Source organism: Micromonospora sp. CNZ303 (genome assembly GCF_004345505.1).
Genome location: NZ_SLVT01000012.1, coordinates 12,180 through 31,852, shown reverse-complemented (window position 1 = coordinate 31,852; position 19,673 = coordinate 12,180). Strand labels below are relative to the sequence as shown.

Here is a 19,673-nt window from a genome sequence, read left to right as displayed (position 1 = left end):
CCGCACGACGAGGGCCCCGCCGACCGGCGGGGCCCTCGTCGCCTCAGGCGCCGGGCGGCGGCGCGCCGAGCAGGGCGGCCAGCAGCTCCAGGTCCGCGCCGGTCAGGCTCTCCAGCTGGTGTACGCCGTCCAGCGGCCCGATCGGCACCTCCGCCGGTACGGCCAGCACCGCCGCGCCGGCGGCGAGCGCACTGGCCACCCCCGTGGGCGAGTCCTCGATCGCCACACAGCGGGCGATCGGCACGCCGAGCAGCCGGGCGGCGGTCAGGTACGGCTCCGGGTGCGGCTTGGCCGCCTCGACCTCGTCGCCGCAGACGACCGCGTCGAAGCTGTCGCGCCCGAGGGTGTCCAGCGCCACCTCCACCAGGGGTCGGCCGCTGGAGGTCACCAGCGCCGTCGGGATGCCCGCCGCCCGGACGGCCCGCAGCAGGTTCAACGCGCCGGGGCGCCAGCGCAGCCCGGTGCGGAACAGCTCCAGGATCCGGGCGTTGATCCACGCCGCACTGGCCTGCGGGTCGCGCCCCGGCTGGCCCAGGTCGTCGTGCAGGAGGCGCATCGACGCGGCCATGCTGGAGCCGATCATCGCCTTGCGGGCCGGATCGGAGAGGGTGCCGCCGTACTGCGCCGCCAGCTCGTGCAGCGCGACGTCCCACAGCTTCTCACTGTCGACCAGGGTGCCGTCCATGTCGAAGAGCACGGCGGCGGGGTGGTGGCTGTTCAGCGGGTCCTCCCTCGGGGTGCGTACCCGGGGATCCTCTCAGCCGGCAGGCCGCCGGCGTGCGCCCCGGTGCCGCGGGGTGACCTGGCCGACGGGTTGCGCGCGGGCGCGAGACTCGGGGACAACCGGCCGCCGGCACGGCGGCCCCTCGCCCGGAGGTCGCCATGCGCGTCCGATCCCTGGTCTCCCGGTGCACCGTGATCCTGCTGGCCGCCGCCGCCGCGATCTGGCCGGCGGGGCCGGCCGCCGCGGCGAGCCTGCCGCTCGATCGGTGCTACGACCTGGAGACCCCGCAGCACGAGGACGAGCGGGACTGGTTCGCGCCGGGCAACGTGCACACCGCGTGGCCGACGCCGGTGGGCATGGTCGACCGGGACGTGTTCCGGGTGTCCGCCCTGGGCCGGGTCCGCATCGACCACTGGGGCACCCAGAAGTCCATCGCCGGCGAACTGCCGCTGGCCGGCAGCGGCTGGCCCGCGCCGGACGCGCCCCGGTACGCGCTGATCGCGAAGGTGACCTCGGGTTCCATGCTGGTGCTGAGCACCGGGCTGTTCTACGGCTCGGGCCGGTGGTTCCCGGTCGGCGCCGACAGCGGCTGCATGCTCTACTACAACGCCGGCACGCCGCCGCGGCTGGTCTTCTCCTTCAACGACCCGAACCTCGGCGACAACGGCGGCGGCGCGGCGGTGTGGGTGCGGCAGTGGTGGAACTAGCGCTGCCCGGCGGGCTCAGGTGAGGCCGCAGGCGGCCAGGGACCGTTCGTAGCCACGGAAGAACGACTCGGTGCGCTGCTCGGCGGTGCCGTGCGAGCCCTCGGCGAACCACGGCTGGTCCGGGTCGTCCCCGACGGCCAGCAGCCCCTCGCGGAACTCCTCCAGGTCGCCGTCGTCGAGCCGTAGCGCCTTCGAGCGCACCGAGTCGCCGAGGTACGCCCCGGCCATGCAGTCGGCCTGCAACTCCTGCTCGATGGTGTAGGAGTGGCGGATGCCGAGCCGGGCCTGGATGCCGTGCGCGTACTCGTGGCCGAGCAGGTAGAACACGAACGCGTCGCCGACCTGGCGGAAGGCGCCCACCGACCACCTCACGTCGTAGGCGATGAAGTCGCCGGCCGAGCAGTAGACGGCGTTGTTGCGCGGCAGCGGCTGCCCGCCGCAGGACACCTCGCCGGCCCGCTGGTAGGGGATGACGCGGCGGATCGGGCGGAACCGCTCCCCCGAGGCCTGGAACTGGGCGGCCCAGTACCGCTCGGCGATGGTCTTCGCGTCGGTGACGTCCTGCTGGAACTCGGCGACGCTGGTGGTGCCGTCGGCCCGGTCCTGCCCGGCACCCGGCGGGGCCGGGGTGTCGGGCCGAGGCGGGGCGGGCTCCTGCCCCTCGGGGTCGGACACCCCGCCGACCACGCAGCCGGCCGCCGCGACGAGGGCCACCACGAGGCCGGCCAGCGAGCTTCGCGGTCGGCGTCCCACGCGCGTCGTCACAGTGCCCTCCCCGGCGTCGGCGTTGCGGCGTCCAGTACCCCGGCGGTGGGCCCGTCATGCGACGGGCGGGCGGTCAGGGGCTGGCGGCGAGGAAGACGAAGGCGGCGAGCAGCACCAGGTGCACGCCGCCCTGGAGCACGGTGGCCCGCCCCGGCACCACGGTCAGCACGCTGGTGACGACGGTGAGGGCGAGCAGGGTCACCTGGGTGCCGCCGAGGCCGAGCAGCAGCGGGCCCTCCAACCAGATCGAGGCGAGCGCTATCGCCGGGATGGTCAGCCCGATGCTGGCCATGGCCGAGCCCAAGGCCAGGTTCAGGCTGATCTGCACACGGTCGCGGCGGGCGGCCCGCGCGGCGGCGATCGTCTCGGGCAACAGCACCAGCAGCGCGATGATCACGCCGACGAACGACGGGGGCAGGTTCGCCCCGGCGACGGCGGACTCGATCGCCGGGGACACCGACTTGGCGTCGCCCACCACGGCGACCAGTGCCACCAGCAGCAGGCCGAGGCTGAGCAGGGCGGCCCGGTCCGACGGCGGCTCGGCGTGTCCCTCCGCGTCGAGCACCCGGCCCTGGCTGTTGACGGGCAGGAAGTAGTCGCGGTGGCGGCCGGTCTGCACCATGACGAAGAGGCCGTAGAGGGCGAGCGAGACCACGGCGGCGAAGGCGAGCTGCGCCGGGGTGAACTGCGGGCCCGGCCGGCTGGTGGTGAAGGTCGGCACGACGAGGCTCAGGGCGGCGAGGGTGGTCACGGTCGCCAGCGCCCCGCCGGTGCCCTCGGAGTTGAAGACCGCCACCCGGCGGCGCAGCGCCCCGAGCAGCAGCGACAACCCGAGGATCCCGTTGCAGGTGATCATGACGGCGGCGAAGACGGTGTCGCGGGCGAGGGACTGCGTCTTCTCGCCGCCGCTGATCATGAGCGTGACGATCAGGGCGACCTCGATGACCGTGACGGCCACGGCGAGCACGAGCGAGCCGTACGGCTCCCCCACCTTGTGGGCCACCACCTCGGCGTGGTGCACGGCGGCCAGCACCGCGCCGGCCAGCAACACGGCCACCACGACCACGACGGGGCCGGACAGGTCGCGCTCCCAGGTCAGGATCAACACCAGGACCGCCAGCAGCGGCGTGACGACGGTCCAGTCGGTCAGACGGGTGCGGAACAGCGCGGCCATGCCCCCACCTTCGCAGAGGCGACGATCATCCGGCCCCGGACCGTCAGTCCGGGGCCGGCAACCACGGCCCGAGCACGGCGGGATCGGCGACCGCCTGGCGTACCCGCGCACGCTCCCGTGCGGTCAGCGGGAGGGTCGCGAGCCGGCCGCCCCAGTCGGGCACCAGCTCCGGCTTCCCCAGCGCGAGCGACAGCTCGCTCAACCCGGCCAGCGCCAACGCCTGTTCGACGGCCGGCGCCGCCTCGCCGGGCCGGCGCAGCCCCGAGTTGAGCGTCCGGAAGGCGGCCAGGTCGTCGGTCTTGAACTCGCGCAGTATCCGCGCGTTGTCGAGGACCCGGGCCAGCCCCTGCAACCGCTTCGCACCGCCGTACTCCGGTTCCGCCGGCTCGTCGCGTCGGATGAAGATGACGGTGTTCCCCGACGGATCGACGACGCTGAACCGCGACGCACCGGCACGGTAGCGGGTCATCCGGGGGCGTCCCTTGGCGAGCACCTTGCCGTAGGTGCGACGCATCGCCTCGCTGAACGCCGCGTGGTAGGGCGCGACCTCGTCGACCATCACCACAAACCGAGGGTCCCGCTCACTTCCAGGCCGATGGCTCCGGCGAGGTACAGCCACTGCTTCACGGGTCGTCGCCTTCCACGGTCAGGTCTTCGGGGGCGACAGCATGACCCGACCGTGTCGATTGCGGCGAATCGCCCCTCGCCGCCGCCGCGGTGTCTCCACGATGTGAACAAGGTCGGACTCAGAACTGAGAGGGGTAGTGCGCATGAGGCGTCGACGCAGCAGGAGGGTGCCGCTGCTACAGGCGGCAGCGATGTCCCTGGCGGCGATGGTGGCGGCGGCAGCCGTCGTACGGGCCCGCCGTCGCCGGGCCGCGAACAACGCGGCGGTCGCTGGTGTTCCGGGCCTCGGGGACAGCGCGTTCGCCGATGCGGGCACCGGCGGGGTACCGGTCCCCGGCGGCGCGGCTGCCCGGGACAAGCGGACGGCGGCGCCGGCGGCCGCGACGCGGTGAGGACGGGGAGCGCCGCCCCACGCCCGGGCCGGCACGTCGCCGGCCCGGCGTGACCGGGCGGCGCCCGCCCGCCGGCATCGAGGACGAGCGCCCGTCCCGGGCGCGGGATGCGCCGGGCGCCGCACGGTGACGTACAGTTCCGGGTCGGACTTGGCGTGGGCCGGGAAGACACGGCGCGGAAACGGGACGAGACAGCAGCGGCATGACGGCGGACAACATCACCGAGACCGGCCACGACGGCATCGACCGGAGCCAACTGGAGACCTGTCTCAGCGTCTTCGAGGCGTTGGAGGGCCTGCCTCCCGACCACCCCGACGTGGTACGCGTGCAGCGGGCCACCGCGCGGCTCTACAAGGTGATCAAGCAGCGCCGGCGCGAGGAGCGGCGGGACGCGATCGCGGCGGCCGACCGCGCGGTGACGGCGGCCACCGCCACCGGCGCGCCGGGCCGGATCGACGACGAGACCCAGGGAATCCCGCTCGCCTCCCCCACCGAGGGCACGACGGCGGGATTCCTGCACAACCCACGCGGCTGCTACGTCTGCAAGCAGCGCTACCGCGAGGTGGACGCCTTCTACCACCAGCTCTGCCCGTCCTGCGCCGCGCTCAACCGGGAGCGCCGCGACGCCCGTGCCGACCTGACCGGCCGGCGCGCGCTGCTCACCGGCGGCCGGGCGAAGATCGGCATGTACATCGCGTTGCGGCTGCTGCGCGACGGCGCGCACACCACGATCACCACGCGGTTCCCGCACGACGCGGTGCGCCGGTTCGCCGCGATGCCCGACAGCGGGGAGTGGCTGCACCGCCTGCGGATCGTCGGGATCGACCTGCGCGACCCCGCCCAGGTGATCGCGCTCGCCGACTCGGTCAGCGACCAGGGTCCCCTCGACATTCTGATCAACAACGCGGCGCAGACCGTACGGCGCAGCCCCGGGGCGTACGCGCAACTCGTCGCCGCGGAGGCGGCGGCCCTGCCGGAGGGCCCCCTGCCGGAGATCGTCACGTTCGCCAAGCCGGCCGGGCGGGGCGAGACGGCGGGCGGCCTTACCGCCTCGCCGCAGTCGACCCCGCTCACCCCGCACGCGCTCACCGCCCTCGCGCTGACCAGCGGCTCCGCCTCGCCGGAGCGGATCGCGGCGGCCACCGCCATCGACGCCGGTGGCCTGGTGCCGGACCTCGACCCGGTCAACAGCTGGGTGCAGCGGGTGCAGGAGGTCGACCCGGTCGAGCTGCTGGAAGTGCAACTGTGCAACGTGACGGCGCCGTTCGTACTGGTCAGCCGGCTGCGGCCGGCGATGGCCGCGGCGAAGGCCCGCCGCAAGTACGTGGTGAACGTGTCGGCGATGGAGGGCCAGTTCGGCCGCGGCTACAAGGGGCCGGGGCACCCGCACACCAACATGGCCAAGGCCGCGCTGAACATGCTGACGCGCACCAGCGCCCAGGAGATGCTGACCGACGGCATCCTGATGACCAGCGTGGACACCGGCTGGATCACCGATGAGCGGCCCCATCCGACGAAGATGCGGCTGGCGGATGCCGGCTTCCACGCCCCGCTGGACCTGGTCGACGGCGCGGCCCGGGTGTACGACCCGATCGTCCGCGGCGAGCAGGGCGAGGACCTGTACGGCTGCTTCCTGAAGGACTACGCGCCCTGCGCCTGGTAACCGACGCGTCACCAATCTGACGCTATTGCCAACCTTCGATGGGTGTGTAAAAGTTCTTCACTGACTTCAACCTCGTGCAAGAAAACCTTCGAGGGAGACCGGATGAGAAGGACCACCACCTGGCTGCTGGGCCTCGCCACCACGGCGGGGCTCACCGTCACCCTCGGCTCGGCGGCCGTGGCCGAGTCGACGCCGGCCCCGCAGCCGCAGCCGCAGTCCGTGGCGGTGTCCGCCGTCGGTCCGCAGCCCGGCACCTTCGTCGGTAAGGGCTTCGACACCTGCACCGCCCCGTCGCAGTCGGCGATGAACGCCTGGCGGGCCAGCTCGCCGTACCGCGCGGTGGGCATCTACATCAGCGGGGCCAGCCGCACCTGTGCGCAGCCCAACCTGACGGCGACCTGGGTCACCAACCAGGTCGCCAACGGCTGGCGGCTCATCCCCATCGAACTCGGCTACCAGGCGCCCTGCGGCACCCGCGCACCGAAGATGTCCGCCGACCCCGCCACCGCGCGCTCGCAGGGTCGCACCGCCGCCGACAGCGCCGCCAGCGCCGCGCAGGCGCTGGGCATCGGCGCCGGCAGCACCATCTACAACGACATCGAGCACTACCCGACGACCGCGTCGTGCCGCGCCGCGGTGCTGTCGTTCCTGTCCGGGTGGGTCGAGCGGTTGCACACCAAGGGCTACCTCGCCGGCATGTACTCCAGCGGATCCTCCGGCATCAGGGACGTCTGCCTGGAGTACAACAACGCGAGCTACACCAGGCTGGACCAGATCTGGATCGCCTGGTGGAACGGCGTGGCCGACACCGACGCCGGGAGCTACTGCTCCGACGCCTACTACGCGAACCACCAGCGGTTGCACCAGTACGCCGGGGACGTGACGGAGACCTGGGGCGGCGTGACGATGAAGATCGACCGCAACTACCTGGACGTGAGCACGTCGCAGCAGCCGCCCCCGCAGCAGTGGACCACCACGATCGACAACACCACGTCCGGCCGGTTCACGGCGGGCGCCAACTGGAGCACGTCGGCGTACTCCGGGCAGCGCTTCGGCACCGACTACCGGTTCGCGAACCCGACCTCGGCCAGCGACGTCGCCTGGTACCGGGCGAACATCCCCGAGACGGGGACCTACGAGATCTCGGTCTGGTACCCCGCCGACCCCGGATACAACGCCCAGACGCCGTACGTCGTCGCCACCGCCTCGGGCAACCGGTCGGTGTCGGTCGACCAGCGCGTCAACGGTGGACGGTGGGTGTCGATCGGCGCCTTCACGCTCGCGGCTGGCGACGGCAACAAGGTCGGGGTGAGCCGTTGGACCAGCGGCAGCGGCTACGTGGTCGCCGACGCGGTACGCATCACCCGCGCCTGACCGGTACGCCAAGCGGGTCGACGTGGGCGTCGGCGGGAAGCCGTAGACTCCCGCGATGGACGTCGGTCGATGGACGCTGCTGATCTCGATGGTGCTGGTCGCTCCGCTGCTGTGGTGGAGCGGAGTGGCCAGCGCCGCCTACGTCGCGAACGGGGCCCTCGGGCCCGGCGACTCGACCCTGCCGTACGCCGTCGCCAACTACCGCAGCGGCGGGCTGAGCATGACCGCCGTCTTCGCTGTCCTCAACCTGCTGCTGATCACGGTCGTGCTGCCGACGGACCGACGGCTGCGCGAGGGCCGCACCGGCACGCACGTCCGCGCGGTCGTCGCGGCGCTGCTCGTCACCGGCGTCGCCTGGTGCGAATACCGGTTCAATCCGATGACCTACAACTGGAGCGGCGACCCGGACGCCTGGGACGCGGTGGAGGGTCACGTGCGGCCCTGGCACCCGGTGGCCGGGGCACTCTGGATCGTCCTGAACGCGGCGGCCGCCGCCTCGCTCGCCGTGCGGGCCAGGGCGAGGACCCCCTCGGCCGGCTGATCGCCCGTCTGCCGCGCGGCGCCGGCGCCCGGCACGCGGCCCTCCGCCGGCGCGCCGCGGTGCTCAGGCGCGCCCGGTCGCCAGGCGCGGGGAGGCGAGGGTCTCGCCCTCCACGAGCTGGCAGGGCAGCAGGCGTTGGCGCTCGCTGCTCCGCCCGTGCAGGATGTCGTCGAGCACCTCGATGGCCTGCCAGCCCATCTCCCTGCGGGCGATGTGGAAGCCCGTGAAGTCGAGGTCGGTCTCGGCCTGTCGGGTGGGATCGCCGAGGGCCACCAGGGACAGGTCACCGGGCACGGACATGTTCCGGGCCCGCGCCTCCCCCGCCACCGCCGCCGCCTCGACGAGCTCCTCGCAGAAGACGGCGGTGACCCCGGCCGCGCGCAGCGCGTCGAGCAGTTCCGCCGAGGTCCTGCCGCCGACCGGCTCATGTCGACCGTCCACCCCGGCCTCCTCCACCGCGGCGGTGAAGCCGGCGAGCCGGTCGGTGGCGGACTCGGCCCCGGTGCCGGCGCCGACGTACGCCACCGACCGGTGTCCGAGGTCGACGGCGCGGCGGACGAGGGTGGCGGTGGCCCGGGCGTAGTCCGCGCCGACGTAGGGCACCGGACCGCCCGCACCGGAGGGTAGGTAGGCATCGTCGCGCCGGCCGACGGAGACGAAGGGCATGTCGTCGGCGACCATCCGGGCCAGCTCGTCGCGGGGGATCTCCCGACCGAGCAGCACGCAACCGTCGGCGAGCCGGATGCGGTTGTTGTCGTGGAAGATCCGGCGGCTGCCGCCGCTCACGGGGGCACTGGTGAACAGCAGCAGGTCGCACCCGATGCTCTCCGCGCACGCCTCGATGCCGGACATGAACGGGTGGTAGAAGTTCGCGCTGGTGCTCGGGAACACCGACTCGTAGGTGAACACACCGAGGATCTGGTTGTGCTGTTGCAGCAGCCGCCGGGCGAGCGGGTCGGCGACGTAGCCCGTCTCGCGGATGACGCGCAGCACCCGTTCCCGGGTCTCCGGGGCGATCCGCCAGGCCGCCTCAGTCCGGTCGTTGAGCACGAGCGACACCGTCGTCTGACTCACTCCGGCCATCCGCGCGATCTCGTGCTGCGTCAGCCTGCCCCGCCCTGCGGACACGGATATCGGCCACCTTCTGAGCATCACGTACGCCGATGGTTGTCGCGGAGGATGCTGCCCGGCCCGCAGAGCCGGTGTCAAGGGCCGCCGGACGCAGTAATACGTATTACGGCGTCCGGCGGTATTGACCCGGGCCTCTCGCTGATCCAAGACTCAGCGCATCCCCCGGCAACGCGAGGAGCCGACATGCCTGATCACACCCTGTCCCGCCGTGGCCTTCTCCGGGCCGCCGGCCTCACCGGCCTCGCCGGCGCCGGCCTCACCGCCCTCGGCCCGCCGGCGCACGCCCGACCGAAGACCCCGCGGCTCGGCACGATCGCCCTGGTCCCGCTCGACGACCGGCCCTACACCTGGTACGCCCCGCAACAGATCGCCACCGGCGCCGGCTACGACACCCTCCTGCCGCCTCGGGAGACCCTGGGCCGGCACTTCACCCCCGGCGACGGCCGCGCCGTCGGTCAGTGGCTCATCTCGTCCACCACGCAGGCGGACGCGCTGGTCGTCGCCCTACCGATGCTCGCCTACGGTGGACTGCTCAACTCCCGCAACAGCTCCGTGCCGGAGGCCGAGGCGTTCGCCCGACTGGCGGCGGTACGGACCGTCCGACAGCGCCGCCCACACCGGCGGCTCTACGCCTTCGACACCATCATGCGGCTCACCCCCGAGGGGCCGTGGCGCAACGAGCTGCGGGCCTGGGCAACGGTGAAGGACGAGGTCGACAACCTCGGGATGGTGGAGAAGCGCCCGCAGCTCGACACGCTGGAGTCCCAGATCCCGGCCCACGTGCGCGACGACTACCTGGCCACCCGGGCGCGCAACCACCGGATCAACCTGACGATGATCGAATGGGCGGCCGACGGGATCTTCGACTTCCTCGTGGTGGGCCAGGACGACGCCACCGGCCACGGCCTGCACCGACCCGAGTCCCAGGCGCTCGCCGCCCGCATCGCCGAACTCGGCGTCGGCGACCGGGTGGTGATCTACCCGGGCGCCGACGTGGTGGCCGCCCTGCTCATTGCCAAGATCGCCGTCCGGGACGCCGACGTGCGCCCCCGGGTCAGCGTCGAGTACTCCCGGGTGTCGGGCGAGGAGTGGACCGCGCCCTACCAGAACATCCCGTACGCCCGGCTCGTCAAGGGCTACGTCGACATCCTCGGTGGGACGGTCGTGGACCGGCCGGAGCAGGCCGACCTGGTCCTGATGGCCAACACCGGCGGCAGCTCCGCGTCGGTGGCGCCGTTCGCCGACCGCCTGGTGGCCCACGTCCGGGCCGGACGCCGCGTGGCGCTCGGCGACGACGCCATCGCCGGGCACTCCGACCGGCGTCTGCTGTCCCTGCTCAACGGCCGGATCCGGTACGTCGAGCTGGCCGGCTACTCCGGCTGGAACGTCGGCATCAGCCTCGCCCAGGCGACGTCCCGCTGGGGGCTGCGGCAGCGCTCGCTCCGCGGTGACCTGCCGCCCGGCGCACCCGGCACGGCCGGTGAGCCGGTCCTGGCCGCCCGACGGGCACTCCTGCACGACGCGGCCCGAGCCACCATCGAGTTGTCCGTCTCGGAACTGGTGCAGACCGACTCGTACCGCGCCTCGAACGTCCGCACCGCCACCACCGCCTACGCGTCCTCGCTGGGTGAGCCGGACCCGCAGAACATCGCCACCCACTTCACCGAGATCAACGCCTATGCGGTCGACAACACCGTCCCGCACGCGGAGAAGCTGTTCGCCGACGAGTTCGCCGGGGCCACGCTCGCCCTCGGCAGCGACGGACGAGCGCCGGTCACCGCCCGCGTGGACCGGCTCGACGACTGGCACCTCCACCTGCCCTGGAACCGCACCGGTGAGATCGCCGCCGAGCCCCGGATCGTGCTGACCCCGGATCGGGGGACGCGGTGAGGGCGGGGGCGGCCGCGCTGCTGGCCGCGCTGGTCGTCGCCGCCGCGACGCCGGTCCCGACCGCCCCGGCCGTCGCCGCCACGCCGGTCCCGCTCGTCGACAGCTACTTCGACTGGCTGGTGGCCTCGCACGACGGGGTCCGCAACGGGTTGCGCCGGGACATCGAGCACGTCCACGGCGACCAGCTCGTGATCGCCGGCAGGACCTGCACCACGGCGAGCCCGTGCACGATCGGCGGGCCGCGGCAGAGCACCGCCGCCTGCACCTCGCTCCAGTTCATCTCGGTCTACCTCGACCAGCGGGCGGCGTACGAGCAGCGGTCCCTGTCGAGCGTGGAGACCGGGCTCATCGACGAGTTCGCCGGCGCGGTGCTCGCCCACCGGCTCGCCAAGGACCCGAACGCGCCGAAGATCTTCGACGACGCGGTGGCGAGCACCCCGGACGGCCAGATCCGCTACTTCACCTCGTTCGGCAACGCGGCGTGCGGCGAGGCGCTGCTGGCCGCCCACCAGGCGACCGGCACCGCCGGGTACCTCGACGCGGCCGTCGGCATCGGCGAGTTCCTGCTCCGGATGCAGGACCCGCGCGCCCACTACCTGACCTACGGCGTGCATCCGTTCGTCGACGCACTCGGCCAGCCCACCACCCCGCCCGGTGGCTACGTCGACCAGATCTCCAGCTGGAGCAACCTCTACTCGACGATCTCCACCTGGAACCTCACCGCGATCGCGTTCATGCAGCGGTTGCAGACGGCCGTCGCGCCCCCGGACAACCGGTACGGCCAGTCGGCCGCCACCGCCCGGCAGTTCCTCACCACGGGCCTGCAACTCGGCGCGGACTGGTACACCTTCGACTTCGACTCCCCCGCCACCAGCCAGAACCGCGTGGTGGCGCAGAGCGCGTACCGCGCCGACTGCCGCGACAACCGGTGGCACCGCAAGGGCTCCTGCACCTACACCGACGGCCAGATCGCCGGCGGGACCCTGGGCACCGACATGATCGAGTACGGGCTGGCCGGACTCTACGACCACGAACGCCAGCTCAACGGCGCCAGTTCCGCGGCTGCCGCCGTGACGACCCTCTACACCACGTACACCAGCCTCCCGGGCTGGCACACCGCCTCGGCCACCGACCCGCTCGACTGCGTCGACGACACCGCAGCCGGGGCCGTGGACCCGTACTACCCACCGGACAACCAGGGTGCGACGCCGACGGGTGACGCGCGCGACTACGACCCGCACCTGTCCTTCGGCGGCTTCTTCCGTCTCACCCCGCCCAACGAGAACGCCGAGGCGAAGTACTACGACATCGTCGGCTTCGGCATCCTCGCCGAGCTGCGCGAGGAGCTGGTGCCGGCCAAGTTCGCCGCGGGCTACCAACGGTTGCGGCAGGCCGACCGGCAGGACGCGCTCTACGCCCTGCTCGACCGTTCGCTGGCCGCGATGTTCCTGCCCACCCGCGACGCCGACGACCTCGACGGTGACGGCGACACCACCGAACACCTGTGCAAGGGCACCCGGGGCACCCTCCCGGTCGCCCACAACGGCCTCGGCATCCTCAAGGCCGTCGGGTACGCCGCCACCCGGTGACCGCGCCACCGGTCCCCGATGACCTCGTCCACCACCTTGACGAAAGTGAACCGATGCGTCGCACCAGACGACTGACACCTCGCACCCTCAGCGTGGTCGCCGCTGCCGCGGTGGCCCTCACCTTCGCGGTCGCCCCGGCGGGGACCCCGGCCGCAGCCGCCGCGCCACCGGCCAACCTGGGCCGGCTCGCCGTCGTACCGCTGGACGACCGGCCGTTCACCGCGCACACGCCCGTCGCGGTCGCCGAGGCCGGCGGACACGAGGCGCTCACACCCCCGAAGGACCTGCTCGGCGAGTACTTCACCTATGGCCAGGCCGACGCGGTCGGCGCCTGGTGGCGCAAGGCCGCCGCCGACGCGGACGGCTCGGTCGTCGCGGCCCCGATGCTCGCCTACGGCGGCCTGGTCGCCTCCCGGACCTGCCAGACCAGCCTGGCCGACGCCCGGCGCCGGCTCGCCGTGCTGGACGAGGTGAAGCGGAGCAACCCCGACAAGCCGCTGTACGCGTTCGACGTGATCATGCGCCTCACCATCGAGCCGACCAGCAGCTACCCGGGCATCCACTCCGGTCCTATCCGCCGCTGGGCAGTCCTGATGGACCAGGTGGAGAACCTCGGGCAGGAGGAGCGCCGGGCCGAGTACGAGCAGGTCGCCAGCGAGATCCCCGAGGAGATCAAGGCGGACTTCCGCTGTGCCCGGGCCCGGGACCACCAGATCAACCGGGACATGATCGAACGGGTCGCCAAGGGCACCATCGACTTCCTGATCCTGGGCCAGGACGACGCCACCGAGCACGGCCCGCACCGCCTGGAGAAGGCGAGCCTGGCCGCGCTCACTGCCCAGCTCGGGGTCCAGGACCGGGTCAGGATCTACCCGGGCGCCGACATCCTCGGCGCGCTGCTGGTGGCCAAGCACGTCACCGAACGGCTCGGCGCCGCCCCGACGGTCGACGTCGAGTGGTCCCGCACCCCGGGCGAGCAGTGGGTGGCGCCCTACCAGGACGTCCCCTACGCCACCCTGGTCGACGAGTACGTGCGTACCCTCGGCGCCCGCCCCTCGGACGGTCCCGACGCCGACATCCTGCTGATGGCGAACACCGCCGGGGGCGGAAACCTGGAGCCCTTCGCCGACCGGATCCACGACGCGGTGGCCCGGGGCCGGCTCGTCGCGGTCGGCGACGACGCGCTGGCCGGCAAGGTGGACGCCGAGCTGCGGTCGCTGCTCGCCCCCCGGATCCGGTTCGGGGAACTCGCCGGCTGGTCCGGCTGGAACATCGGTCTGTCGATCTCCCAGTCGGTGGTCCGCGCGGCGCTGTTGCAGGCGAGCCGGACCGGACGGCTGCCCGGCTTCCCGGGCAGGTCGAAGGGGATCCCCTTCCAGCAGGCGCGCCAGGCCATCCTGCTGAACGCCGCCACCGCGCACGTCGAGCTGACGCTTCAGGAGCTGGCCCACACCGACGTCTACCGCAACCAGGTGCTCAGCCAGGTCCAGGCGTACGCCCGGGACAACGGCGACGACCCGCAGTACATGACGAAGGTGTTCGAGGGCGCCAACCAGCTCGCGGTGCAGCGGACCAGGGCGCTGGCCGATCAGCTCTTCGCCGACGAGTTCGCCGGCACCCCCCTCCGCGCCGGCAACGACGGCCGGCACGAGGTGACGGCGGTCGTGCACCGGCTGGAGTCCTGGCAGATGACGCTGGCCTGGTCGCGCTACCAGGAGCTGGAGGCCTTCCCCACGCTCACCCTGAGCACGACCCCCACCGATCGCGGTGCGCTGCTCACCGTCTCGGCCCTGCCCCTGCGCACCACGGTCCGGCCGGACTCGGACGTGGACACCCGGATCACCACGGTGCTCCGCAACGACGTCGGCACGCCGGTGACGGCACAGCTCAGCGCCGTCGTACCCGAGGGGTGGGTGGCCCCGGCGCCGACCGAGGTGCGCCTCGCCCCGTTCGCGGTGGTGGAGGTTCCGTTGACCGTGGGGGTACGCGGGCTCGCGGCCGAGCAGAGCGCCACCGTCAGGGTCGACGCCCCGCACGGCATGCTGCCGGACCAGCCCCGCCAGTTCACCGCGAGCGCCACCACGACCGTCGGCGCGGTGTGGCGCAACGTGGCACTGGCCGCCGAGGGCGCGAAGGCCAGCGCGTCGGGCTGGTGGCGGCAGTACGTGCCGGCGCACGTGATCGACGGCAACCGGGTCAGCTCCGGTAGCCGCTGGATCACCGAGGCGGCCGACAGCCACTGGCTGCGGGTCGACTTCGCCGGTGCGGAACTGGTCGACACCGTGCGGCTGCACCAGTACGGCGGGTACGAGCTGACGTCGTACCGGATCTCCGGCCTGGTCGACGGCACCTGGCGGGTGCTCGACGAGGCCACCGGAAACACGACCCAGGTCACCTCGCACACCTTCACGCCGGTCCGCGCGACCGCGGTCCGCCTCGACGTCCTCGCCAGCCGGGACCGGCAGGCCCGGCTCTACGAGATCGAGGTGACCTGCCGCGCCGCCTCCTGCGGCTGACGCCGACACCGCCAGGCGGCGTCGACACCACCGCCGCGTCCAGGTCCGGTCACCGGGTGGCTTCCCGCCCCCGGCGACCGGACCGGCCGGCGGTGCGCGTGCCGCCGGCGCCGTACGCGGCAGACGGACGACGCCTTCCTACGGCGCGCGGCCACGACGCCCAGAAGAAATCGATTCCCTGCCATATAGGATCTCAGGGCCGACCACTCTCGGGCGGCGGGCCGCAACGGACGGTGGTGCTCGTGCGGTCGCAACCGGGGGTTTGGTGCGGACCGGGCGCGAGAGACACCGACAGGGGACGACCGCATGACGACCATCTACGACGTGGCCCGGGTGGCCGAGGTCTCGGCGTCGACGGTGTCCCGGGTGCTCAACGGGCACTCGTCGGTGGATCCGGACCTGGCCGCGCGGGTGCGCCAGGTGGTGCTCGACCTGGACTACCGGCCCAACGCGGTGGCCCGCAGCCTGCGCCGGCAACGCACCAGTCTCTGGGCGGTGATCATCTCCGACATCGGCAACCCGTTCTTCACCTCGCTGGTGCGCGGCATCGAGGACGTGGCGCAGGAGGCGGGCTTCTCGGTGGTCCTGTGCAACGGCGACGAGGATCCCGAGAAGGAGACCCGCTACGTGACGGCGGCCCTGGCCGAGCGGATGGCCGGCGTGATCATCTCGCCGTCGGGACGACCGGCCCTGATCAACCGGCTCACCGAGGCCGGGATGCCGGTAGTGGCCATCGACCGGCAGCCGCACGGGGTGGCCGTGGACACCGTGCTCGTGGACAACGTCCACGGCGCCGAGACGGCCACCGCCCACCTGATCGACAGCGGCTACCACCGGATCGCCTGCGTCACGGGACCCCGGCGGATCTCCACCGCCGTCCAGCGGCTACGCGGATACCAGCAGGCCCTGCGCGCCGCCGGCCGGAGCGCGCCGGAGGACCTCATCCGGTACGCCGACTTCCGGGAGGACGGCGGCTACCGGGCCATGGCGTCCCTGCTGAACGCGGCCGAGCCGCCGGACGCGGTCTTCGTCGCCAACAACCTGATGACGGTGGGCGCGGTGGAGTGCCTGGTCGACCGGGGCGTCGCCGTGCCCACCCGGTGCGGCGTGGTCGGGTTCGACGACATTCCCTGGGCCCACCTGGTGCGGCCTTCGCTGAGCACCGTCGCGCAGCCCACGTACGACCTGGGGCGGGCCGCGGCGTCGCTGCTCACCGAGCGGATCGCCAACCCCGCGAAGGCGTCCTCGACCGTCACCCTGCGGACGACCCTGCGGATCCGCGAGAGTTCGGTCCGCTCCCTGCCGGACGGACAGCCCGAGGCCGGCGCGGGTGGGCCCGCCCGGGCCCGGTGAGCCGGCGACGGGCCACCCGCCCGGGTCACAGCGCCACGTCGCCGCACAGGTGCACCCGCACCCCCATCGCGTCGAGCATCGCGGCCTTGACCCGCAGGGCCCGGTCGGCGGCGTCGGCGTCGTCGGCGTAGACCACGTTGACGTGGTTGGCCTTGTGCCGCGCCATCAACTGGTCGCGGCCCACGCCGTGCAGGACGGCGTGCATGATCGGCCACTGCGGGGTGGTGGCCCGCAGCCGGCGCCGCGTCTCGGCGGCCGGCAGCTCGACCACGGTGCCCCGGCCCAGGTCGGCGTGCAGCACCCCGTCCATGATGAAGATCCGCGACCAGACGATCTCGCCCGGCCGGGAGACGCCGCTGAGGGTGCCGCCGCCCAGCGGAAAGTACATCGGCGGCTGCCGCATGCTGTACGACCGGTCGTAGCCGCCGTTGTGCGAGGCGGGCACTGAGCCGGAGATCTCGAACACCCAGACGAAGTCCGGCCCGTACGACTCCCCCCAGCGGATGTCGTGCAGGGTCGTGGCCGGGTCCATCCCCATCGCGGTCCAGATCCGGTTGGTGACCAGCGAGTCCACCGCCACGCCCTCGTCGACCTCGTTGAAGTGCGGCAGGGCCCGCCCCGCGTAGAGCTCGCGCGTGCCGTCCCGGCTGGTGACCGGTGGCCGGGACACGTCGTTGAGCAGCCCCTCGGCCAGGTCGCTCGCCGGCACCGTGTCCTTGAGGCCCTGCTGGTACTGGATGCCGACCGCGTCCAGGCCGAAGTCGTCGGCGATGCGCAACGCGGCGACGTACATCTTGAACTGGCTGTGCAGTTGGGCGTCGGTCAGTTCGGTGGCCTCGTCCGTGCCGGTGTGGAAGGTCATGCCGGCGGCGTCGAGCCACGCCCGCACCGCGTGCGCCTCCTCGTCGCTCACCCGCGACATCTCCGCGACCAGCGCGCTCTGCGACAGCCGCTCCTTGTAGATGCCGAGCGGGTTGAGCAGCTCGTCGTCGATGATCGCGTTGTACATGCCCATGCAGCCCTCGTCGAAGACGCCGACGACGGCCGGTCGGCGTCGCAGCTGGCGGGCCAGCGCCACGCCGAGCCCCACCTCGGGGTCGGGCGGCAACGGCGGCAGGTCCCGCACGTGGCTCTCGTCGTGGACCACCTCGCCGGTCTCCAGCCAGGCCTTCAGCCCGTCGCGCGCCCACTCGTCGGTGAAGTCCTCGCTCCACAGCGCCGAGTACCGCACGCCCGCCTTCGTGAGGCTGCCGGCGAGGTTCAGCAGGCCGACCAGGCCGGGGAACTCCCCGCTCCAGTTCGCCACGAGCAGGATCGGGCCGCGGTGGGCGCGCAGCCCGGCCAGCACGTGGTGGCTGTACTGCCACACCGCCTCCACGACGACGAGCGGGGCGTCGACCGGGATCCCCTGGAAGACCTCGATGCCGGCGCGCTGGCTGTCGATGAAGCCGTGGCCCGCGCCGGCATCCACGGGATGGGCCCGCCGGGTCTGCCAGCCCAGGGCCGTCACCGCGTCGGCGAGGTCCGCCTCCAGGCGTTGCTGGGTCGGCCAACCGGTGACGTTGGCGGCCGGCCGCAGGTCGCCGCTGGCGACCGTGTAGACCGTCCGGGGGGCGGCGGCCGGCGGGTCGACCAGCACCGGCATGGTGTAGTTGCTCACGGGTTGACTTCCTCCACTGGCTCGTCGGTACCTGGCTGGGGCGGGGTCGCGAGGCGCGTCTGCCGGGCGGCCAACGCGTGGGCGACGGACTTCGAGCCGGCGTAGAGCTGCCGGTACAGCCCGTACAGCTCCGCGTAGTCGGCGGCGAGCGCCGGGCGCGGCTCGCGGACCTCCCGGATCGGGTTCCACCGGTGGATGTCGACCCGCTGCACCGCGCCGGCGGCGAGGAACGCGGCGCCGTAGCTCGCGCCGATGGTGACCGACGGGATGTGCTGTGCCCGGCCGGTGACGTCCGAGACGATCTGCGTCCAGAGGTCGCCCCGGGTGCCGCCGCCCACCGCCACGACGCGGCGGATGTCGCCGCCGGCCGCCTCGATCGTCTCGATGTTGTGGCGCACGGCCAGCCCGGTCGCCTCCAGCGCCGCGCGGTAGATGTCGCCGCGCCCGTGGGAGAGCGTCAGGCCGGCGATGACGCCCCGGGCGTCGGGATCCAGGATGGGGGTGCGCTCGCCGGCGAAGAACGGCAGCAGGAGCAGGCCCCGCGCGCCCGGCCCGGACCGCTCGGCCAGGCGCAGCAGCTCGGGGTAGTCGGCGGCGTCGAACAGCTCCCGCAGCCATCCGGTGATCGCCCCGGAGGTCGCCATGCCGCCGGCCAGGTTGCGGGTGCCCGGCAGCGCGCCGACCGTGCCCCACAGCGACGGGCTGGTCAGCGGGTGCGGCACCGTGTGCACGAGGAACATCGTGGTGCCGTACATGAGCATCAGGTCGCCGACGCCCTGGGCGCCCACGCTGAGCGCCTCCGACCAGGCGTCGATCGTCCCGGTCACGACCGGGGTGCCCGGCGGCAGCCCGGTGGTCGCGGCGGCCCCGGCGGTGACCGCCCCCGCCACGTCGCCGGGCCACCGCAGCTCGGGCAACTCCAGCCCCGGGGCGATCTCGTCGGCCCAGGGGCGGTACCAGGTCTGCGTCGCGCTGTCGTACAGCGGCGTGCACTGGCTGGCCGAGTGCTGGTCGAGCAGATACCGGCCGGTCAGCTGCCAGACCAGCCAGTTGCTCGGCATGAACAGCCGCCGGGCCCGGGCGAACAACTCCGGCTCGGCGTCGGCGACCCAGGCGACCTTCGCCCCCGCCGCCTGGGTCGACAGCGTCGAGCCGCACCGGCGCAGGATCTCGTCCGCGCCGAAGCGCTCGGTCAGCCGGGCGATCTGCGGCGTGGACCGGGTGTCGACGCCGTAGAGGACGGCCGGGCGCAGAGGCGTGCCGGCGGCGTCGGTGAGCAGCACGCACGGCCCCATCCCGCTGACCCCGACCGACACCACGTGGGCGTCGCCCGGGGCGAGCAGCTCACGGGTGAGGGCGACGAACTCGTCCCACCAGATGCGGCCGTCCATCTCCACCCAGCCGGGTCGCGGCCGGTCCACCCGGTGCTCCCGGACGCGGGAGCGCAGCACGCGCCCGGACAGGTCGACGAGGACGCCCTTGCTGCTGGACGTGCCGATGTCGACCCCGAGCACCGCGGCCACCGTCATGCCAGGTCTCCCTCGCTCTTCCAGGTCCGGGTCGTGGC

At 73.1% G+C, this 19,673-nt stretch carries 15 protein-coding genes and 1 pseudogene; 9 read left to right on the top strand and 7 right to left on the bottom strand.

Annotated elements, in window-relative coordinates:
* Positions 1-43: 43 nt before the first annotated feature.
* Positions 44-697 carry an HAD family hydrolase gene (locus EV374_RS19610; protein ID WP_132237441.1) on the bottom strand — a complete coding sequence of 218 codons (654 nt, stop codon included), beginning with the start codon at positions 695-697 and terminating at the stop codon, positions 44-46.
* A gap of 185 nt (positions 698-882) precedes the next feature.
* Here EV374_RS19610 and EV374_RS19605 point away from each other — a divergent pair, with 185 nt between their 5' ends.
* Positions 883-1,431: a hypothetical protein gene (locus tag EV374_RS19605; protein WP_132237439.1), complete on the top strand. Its 549-nt coding sequence runs from the start codon at positions 883-885 to the stop codon at positions 1,429-1,431.
* A 15-nt stretch (positions 1,432-1,446) separates the two neighbouring features.
* On the opposite strand, the pseudogene EV374_RS19600 reads toward EV374_RS19605, so the two are convergent.
* The 3 genes and pseudogenes from EV374_RS19600 to EV374_RS19590 all read right to left on the bottom strand — a co-directional run.
* Positions 1,447-2,214: pseudogene (locus tag EV374_RS19600) on the bottom strand (neutral zinc metallopeptidase); the annotation flags it as partial.
* Between the two features lie 55 nt (positions 2,215-2,269).
* Positions 2,270-3,370 (bottom strand): calcium:cation antiporter, encoded by a 1,101-nt coding sequence (locus tag EV374_RS19595; protein WP_207914380.1) that lies wholly within the window; start codon positions 3,368-3,370, stop codon positions 2,270-2,272.
* A gap of 43 nt (positions 3,371-3,413) precedes the next feature.
* Positions 3,414-3,935: a hypothetical protein gene (locus tag EV374_RS19590; RefSeq protein ID WP_207914378.1), complete on the bottom strand. Its 522-nt coding sequence runs from the start codon at positions 3,933-3,935 to the stop codon at positions 3,414-3,416.
* Between the two features lie 205 nt (positions 3,936-4,140).
* On the opposite strand from EV374_RS19590, the gene EV374_RS19585 reads away from it, so the two are divergent.
* The 4 genes from EV374_RS19585 (at position 4,141) to EV374_RS19570 (ending at position 7,967) form a co-directional block, all read left to right on the top strand.
* Entirely contained in the window at positions 4,141-4,389 is a 249-nt protein-coding gene (locus tag EV374_RS19585) for a hypothetical protein (protein WP_132237435.1), read from the top strand.
* A gap of 202 nt (positions 4,390-4,591) precedes the next feature.
* The gene (locus EV374_RS19580) at positions 4,592-6,052 is read left to right on the top strand and encodes an SDR family NAD(P)-dependent oxidoreductase (protein WP_132237433.1); all 1,461 of its coding nucleotides are present in this window, start codon (positions 4,592-4,594) and stop codon (positions 6,050-6,052) included.
* 102 nt (positions 6,053-6,154) lie between these two features.
* Complete coding sequence (locus EV374_RS19575) at positions 6,155-7,426, top strand: glycoside hydrolase domain-containing protein (RefSeq protein ID WP_132237431.1); 1,272 nt, start codon at positions 6,155-6,157, stop codon at positions 7,424-7,426.
* Positions 7,427-7,481: 55 nt separating this feature from the next.
* Positions 7,482-7,967, top strand: a complete 486-nt coding sequence (locus EV374_RS19570) for a glycosyltransferase family protein (protein ID WP_132237429.1) — start codon at positions 7,482-7,484, stop codon at positions 7,965-7,967.
* Positions 7,968-8,030: 63 nt separating this feature from the next.
* On the opposite strand, the gene EV374_RS19565 is transcribed toward EV374_RS19570, so the two are convergent.
* On the bottom strand, positions 8,031-9,119 hold the full coding sequence (locus EV374_RS19565) for a LacI family DNA-binding transcriptional regulator (protein WP_486485867.1): 1,089 nt from the start codon (positions 9,117-9,119) through the stop codon (positions 8,031-8,033).
* 162 nt (positions 9,120-9,281) lie between these two features.
* Here EV374_RS19565 and EV374_RS19560 point away from each other — a divergent pair, with 162 nt between their 5' ends.
* The 4 genes from EV374_RS19560 (at position 9,282) to EV374_RS19545 (ending at position 16,446) form a co-directional block, all read left to right on the top strand.
* Positions 9,282-10,988, top strand: a complete 1,707-nt coding sequence (locus EV374_RS19560) for a DUF4127 family protein (RefSeq protein WP_165947843.1) — start codon at positions 9,282-9,284, stop codon at positions 10,986-10,988.
* Positions 10,985-12,577 carry a hypothetical protein gene (locus EV374_RS19555; protein ID WP_132237425.1) on the top strand — a complete coding sequence of 531 codons (1,593 nt, stop codon included), beginning with the start codon at positions 10,985-10,987 and terminating at the stop codon, positions 12,575-12,577. The genes EV374_RS19560 and EV374_RS19555 overlap by 4 nt, the downstream gene beginning before the upstream one ends.
* Before the next feature lie 53 nt (positions 12,578-12,630).
* The gene (locus EV374_RS19550; protein ID WP_132237423.1) at positions 12,631-15,093 is read left to right on the top strand and encodes a DUF4127 family protein; all 2,463 of its coding nucleotides are present in this window, start codon (positions 12,631-12,633) and stop codon (positions 15,091-15,093) included.
* A gap of 306 nt (positions 15,094-15,399) precedes the next feature.
* Positions 15,400-16,446 carry a LacI family DNA-binding transcriptional regulator gene (locus tag EV374_RS19545; RefSeq protein WP_132237421.1) on the top strand — a complete coding sequence of 349 codons (1,047 nt, stop codon included), beginning with the start codon at positions 15,400-15,402 and terminating at the stop codon, positions 16,444-16,446.
* Between the two features lie 25 nt (positions 16,447-16,471).
* On the opposite strand, the gene EV374_RS19540 is transcribed toward EV374_RS19545, so the two are convergent.
* Entirely contained in the window at positions 16,472-18,106 is a 1,635-nt protein-coding gene (locus EV374_RS19540; RefSeq protein ID WP_132237419.1) for a fucose isomerase, read from the bottom strand.
* Positions 18,103-19,635: an FGGY family carbohydrate kinase gene (locus tag EV374_RS19535; RefSeq protein ID WP_132237417.1), complete on the bottom strand. Its 1,533-nt coding sequence runs from the start codon at positions 19,633-19,635 to the stop codon at positions 18,103-18,105. The genes EV374_RS19540 and EV374_RS19535 overlap by 4 nt, the downstream gene beginning before the upstream one ends.
* Between the last annotated feature and the right edge of the window lie 38 nt (positions 19,636-19,673).

Coding starts and splice junctions, on each gene's coding strand:
- EV374_RS19575 (WP_132237431.1), top strand. CDS start 6,155: ATGAGAAGGACCACCACCTGGCTGCTGGGCCTCGCCACCACGGCGGGG.
- EV374_RS19585 (WP_132237435.1), top strand. CDS start 4,141: ATGAGGCGTCGACGCAGCAGGAGGGTGCCGCTGCTACAGGCGGCAGCG.
- EV374_RS19605 (WP_132237439.1), top strand. CDS start 883: ATGCGCGTCCGATCCCTGGTCTCCCGGTGCACCGTGATCCTGCTGGCC.
- EV374_RS19560 (WP_165947843.1), top strand. CDS start 9,282: ATGCCTGATCACACCCTGTCCCGCCGTGGCCTTCTCCGGGCCGCCGGC.
- EV374_RS19535 (WP_132237417.1), bottom strand. CDS start 19,635: ATGACGGTGGCCGCGGTGCTCGGGGTCGACATCGGCACGTCCAGCAGC.
- EV374_RS19595 (WP_207914380.1), bottom strand. CDS start 3,370: ATGGCCGCGCTGTTCCGCACCCGTCTGACCGACTGGACCGTCGTCACG.
- EV374_RS19550 (WP_132237423.1), top strand. CDS start 12,631: ATGCGTCGCACCAGACGACTGACACCTCGCACCCTCAGCGTGGTCGCC.
- EV374_RS19580 (WP_132237433.1), top strand. CDS start 4,592: ATGACGGCGGACAACATCACCGAGACCGGCCACGACGGCATCGACCGG.
- EV374_RS19545 (WP_132237421.1), top strand. CDS start 15,400: ATGACGACCATCTACGACGTGGCCCGGGTGGCCGAGGTCTCGGCGTCG.
- EV374_RS19565 (WP_486485867.1), bottom strand. CDS start 9,119: ATGCTCAGAAGGTGGCCGATATCCGTGTCCGCAGGGCGGGGCAGGCTG.
- EV374_RS19570 (WP_132237429.1), top strand. CDS start 7,482: ATGGACGTCGGTCGATGGACGCTGCTGATCTCGATGGTGCTGGTCGCT.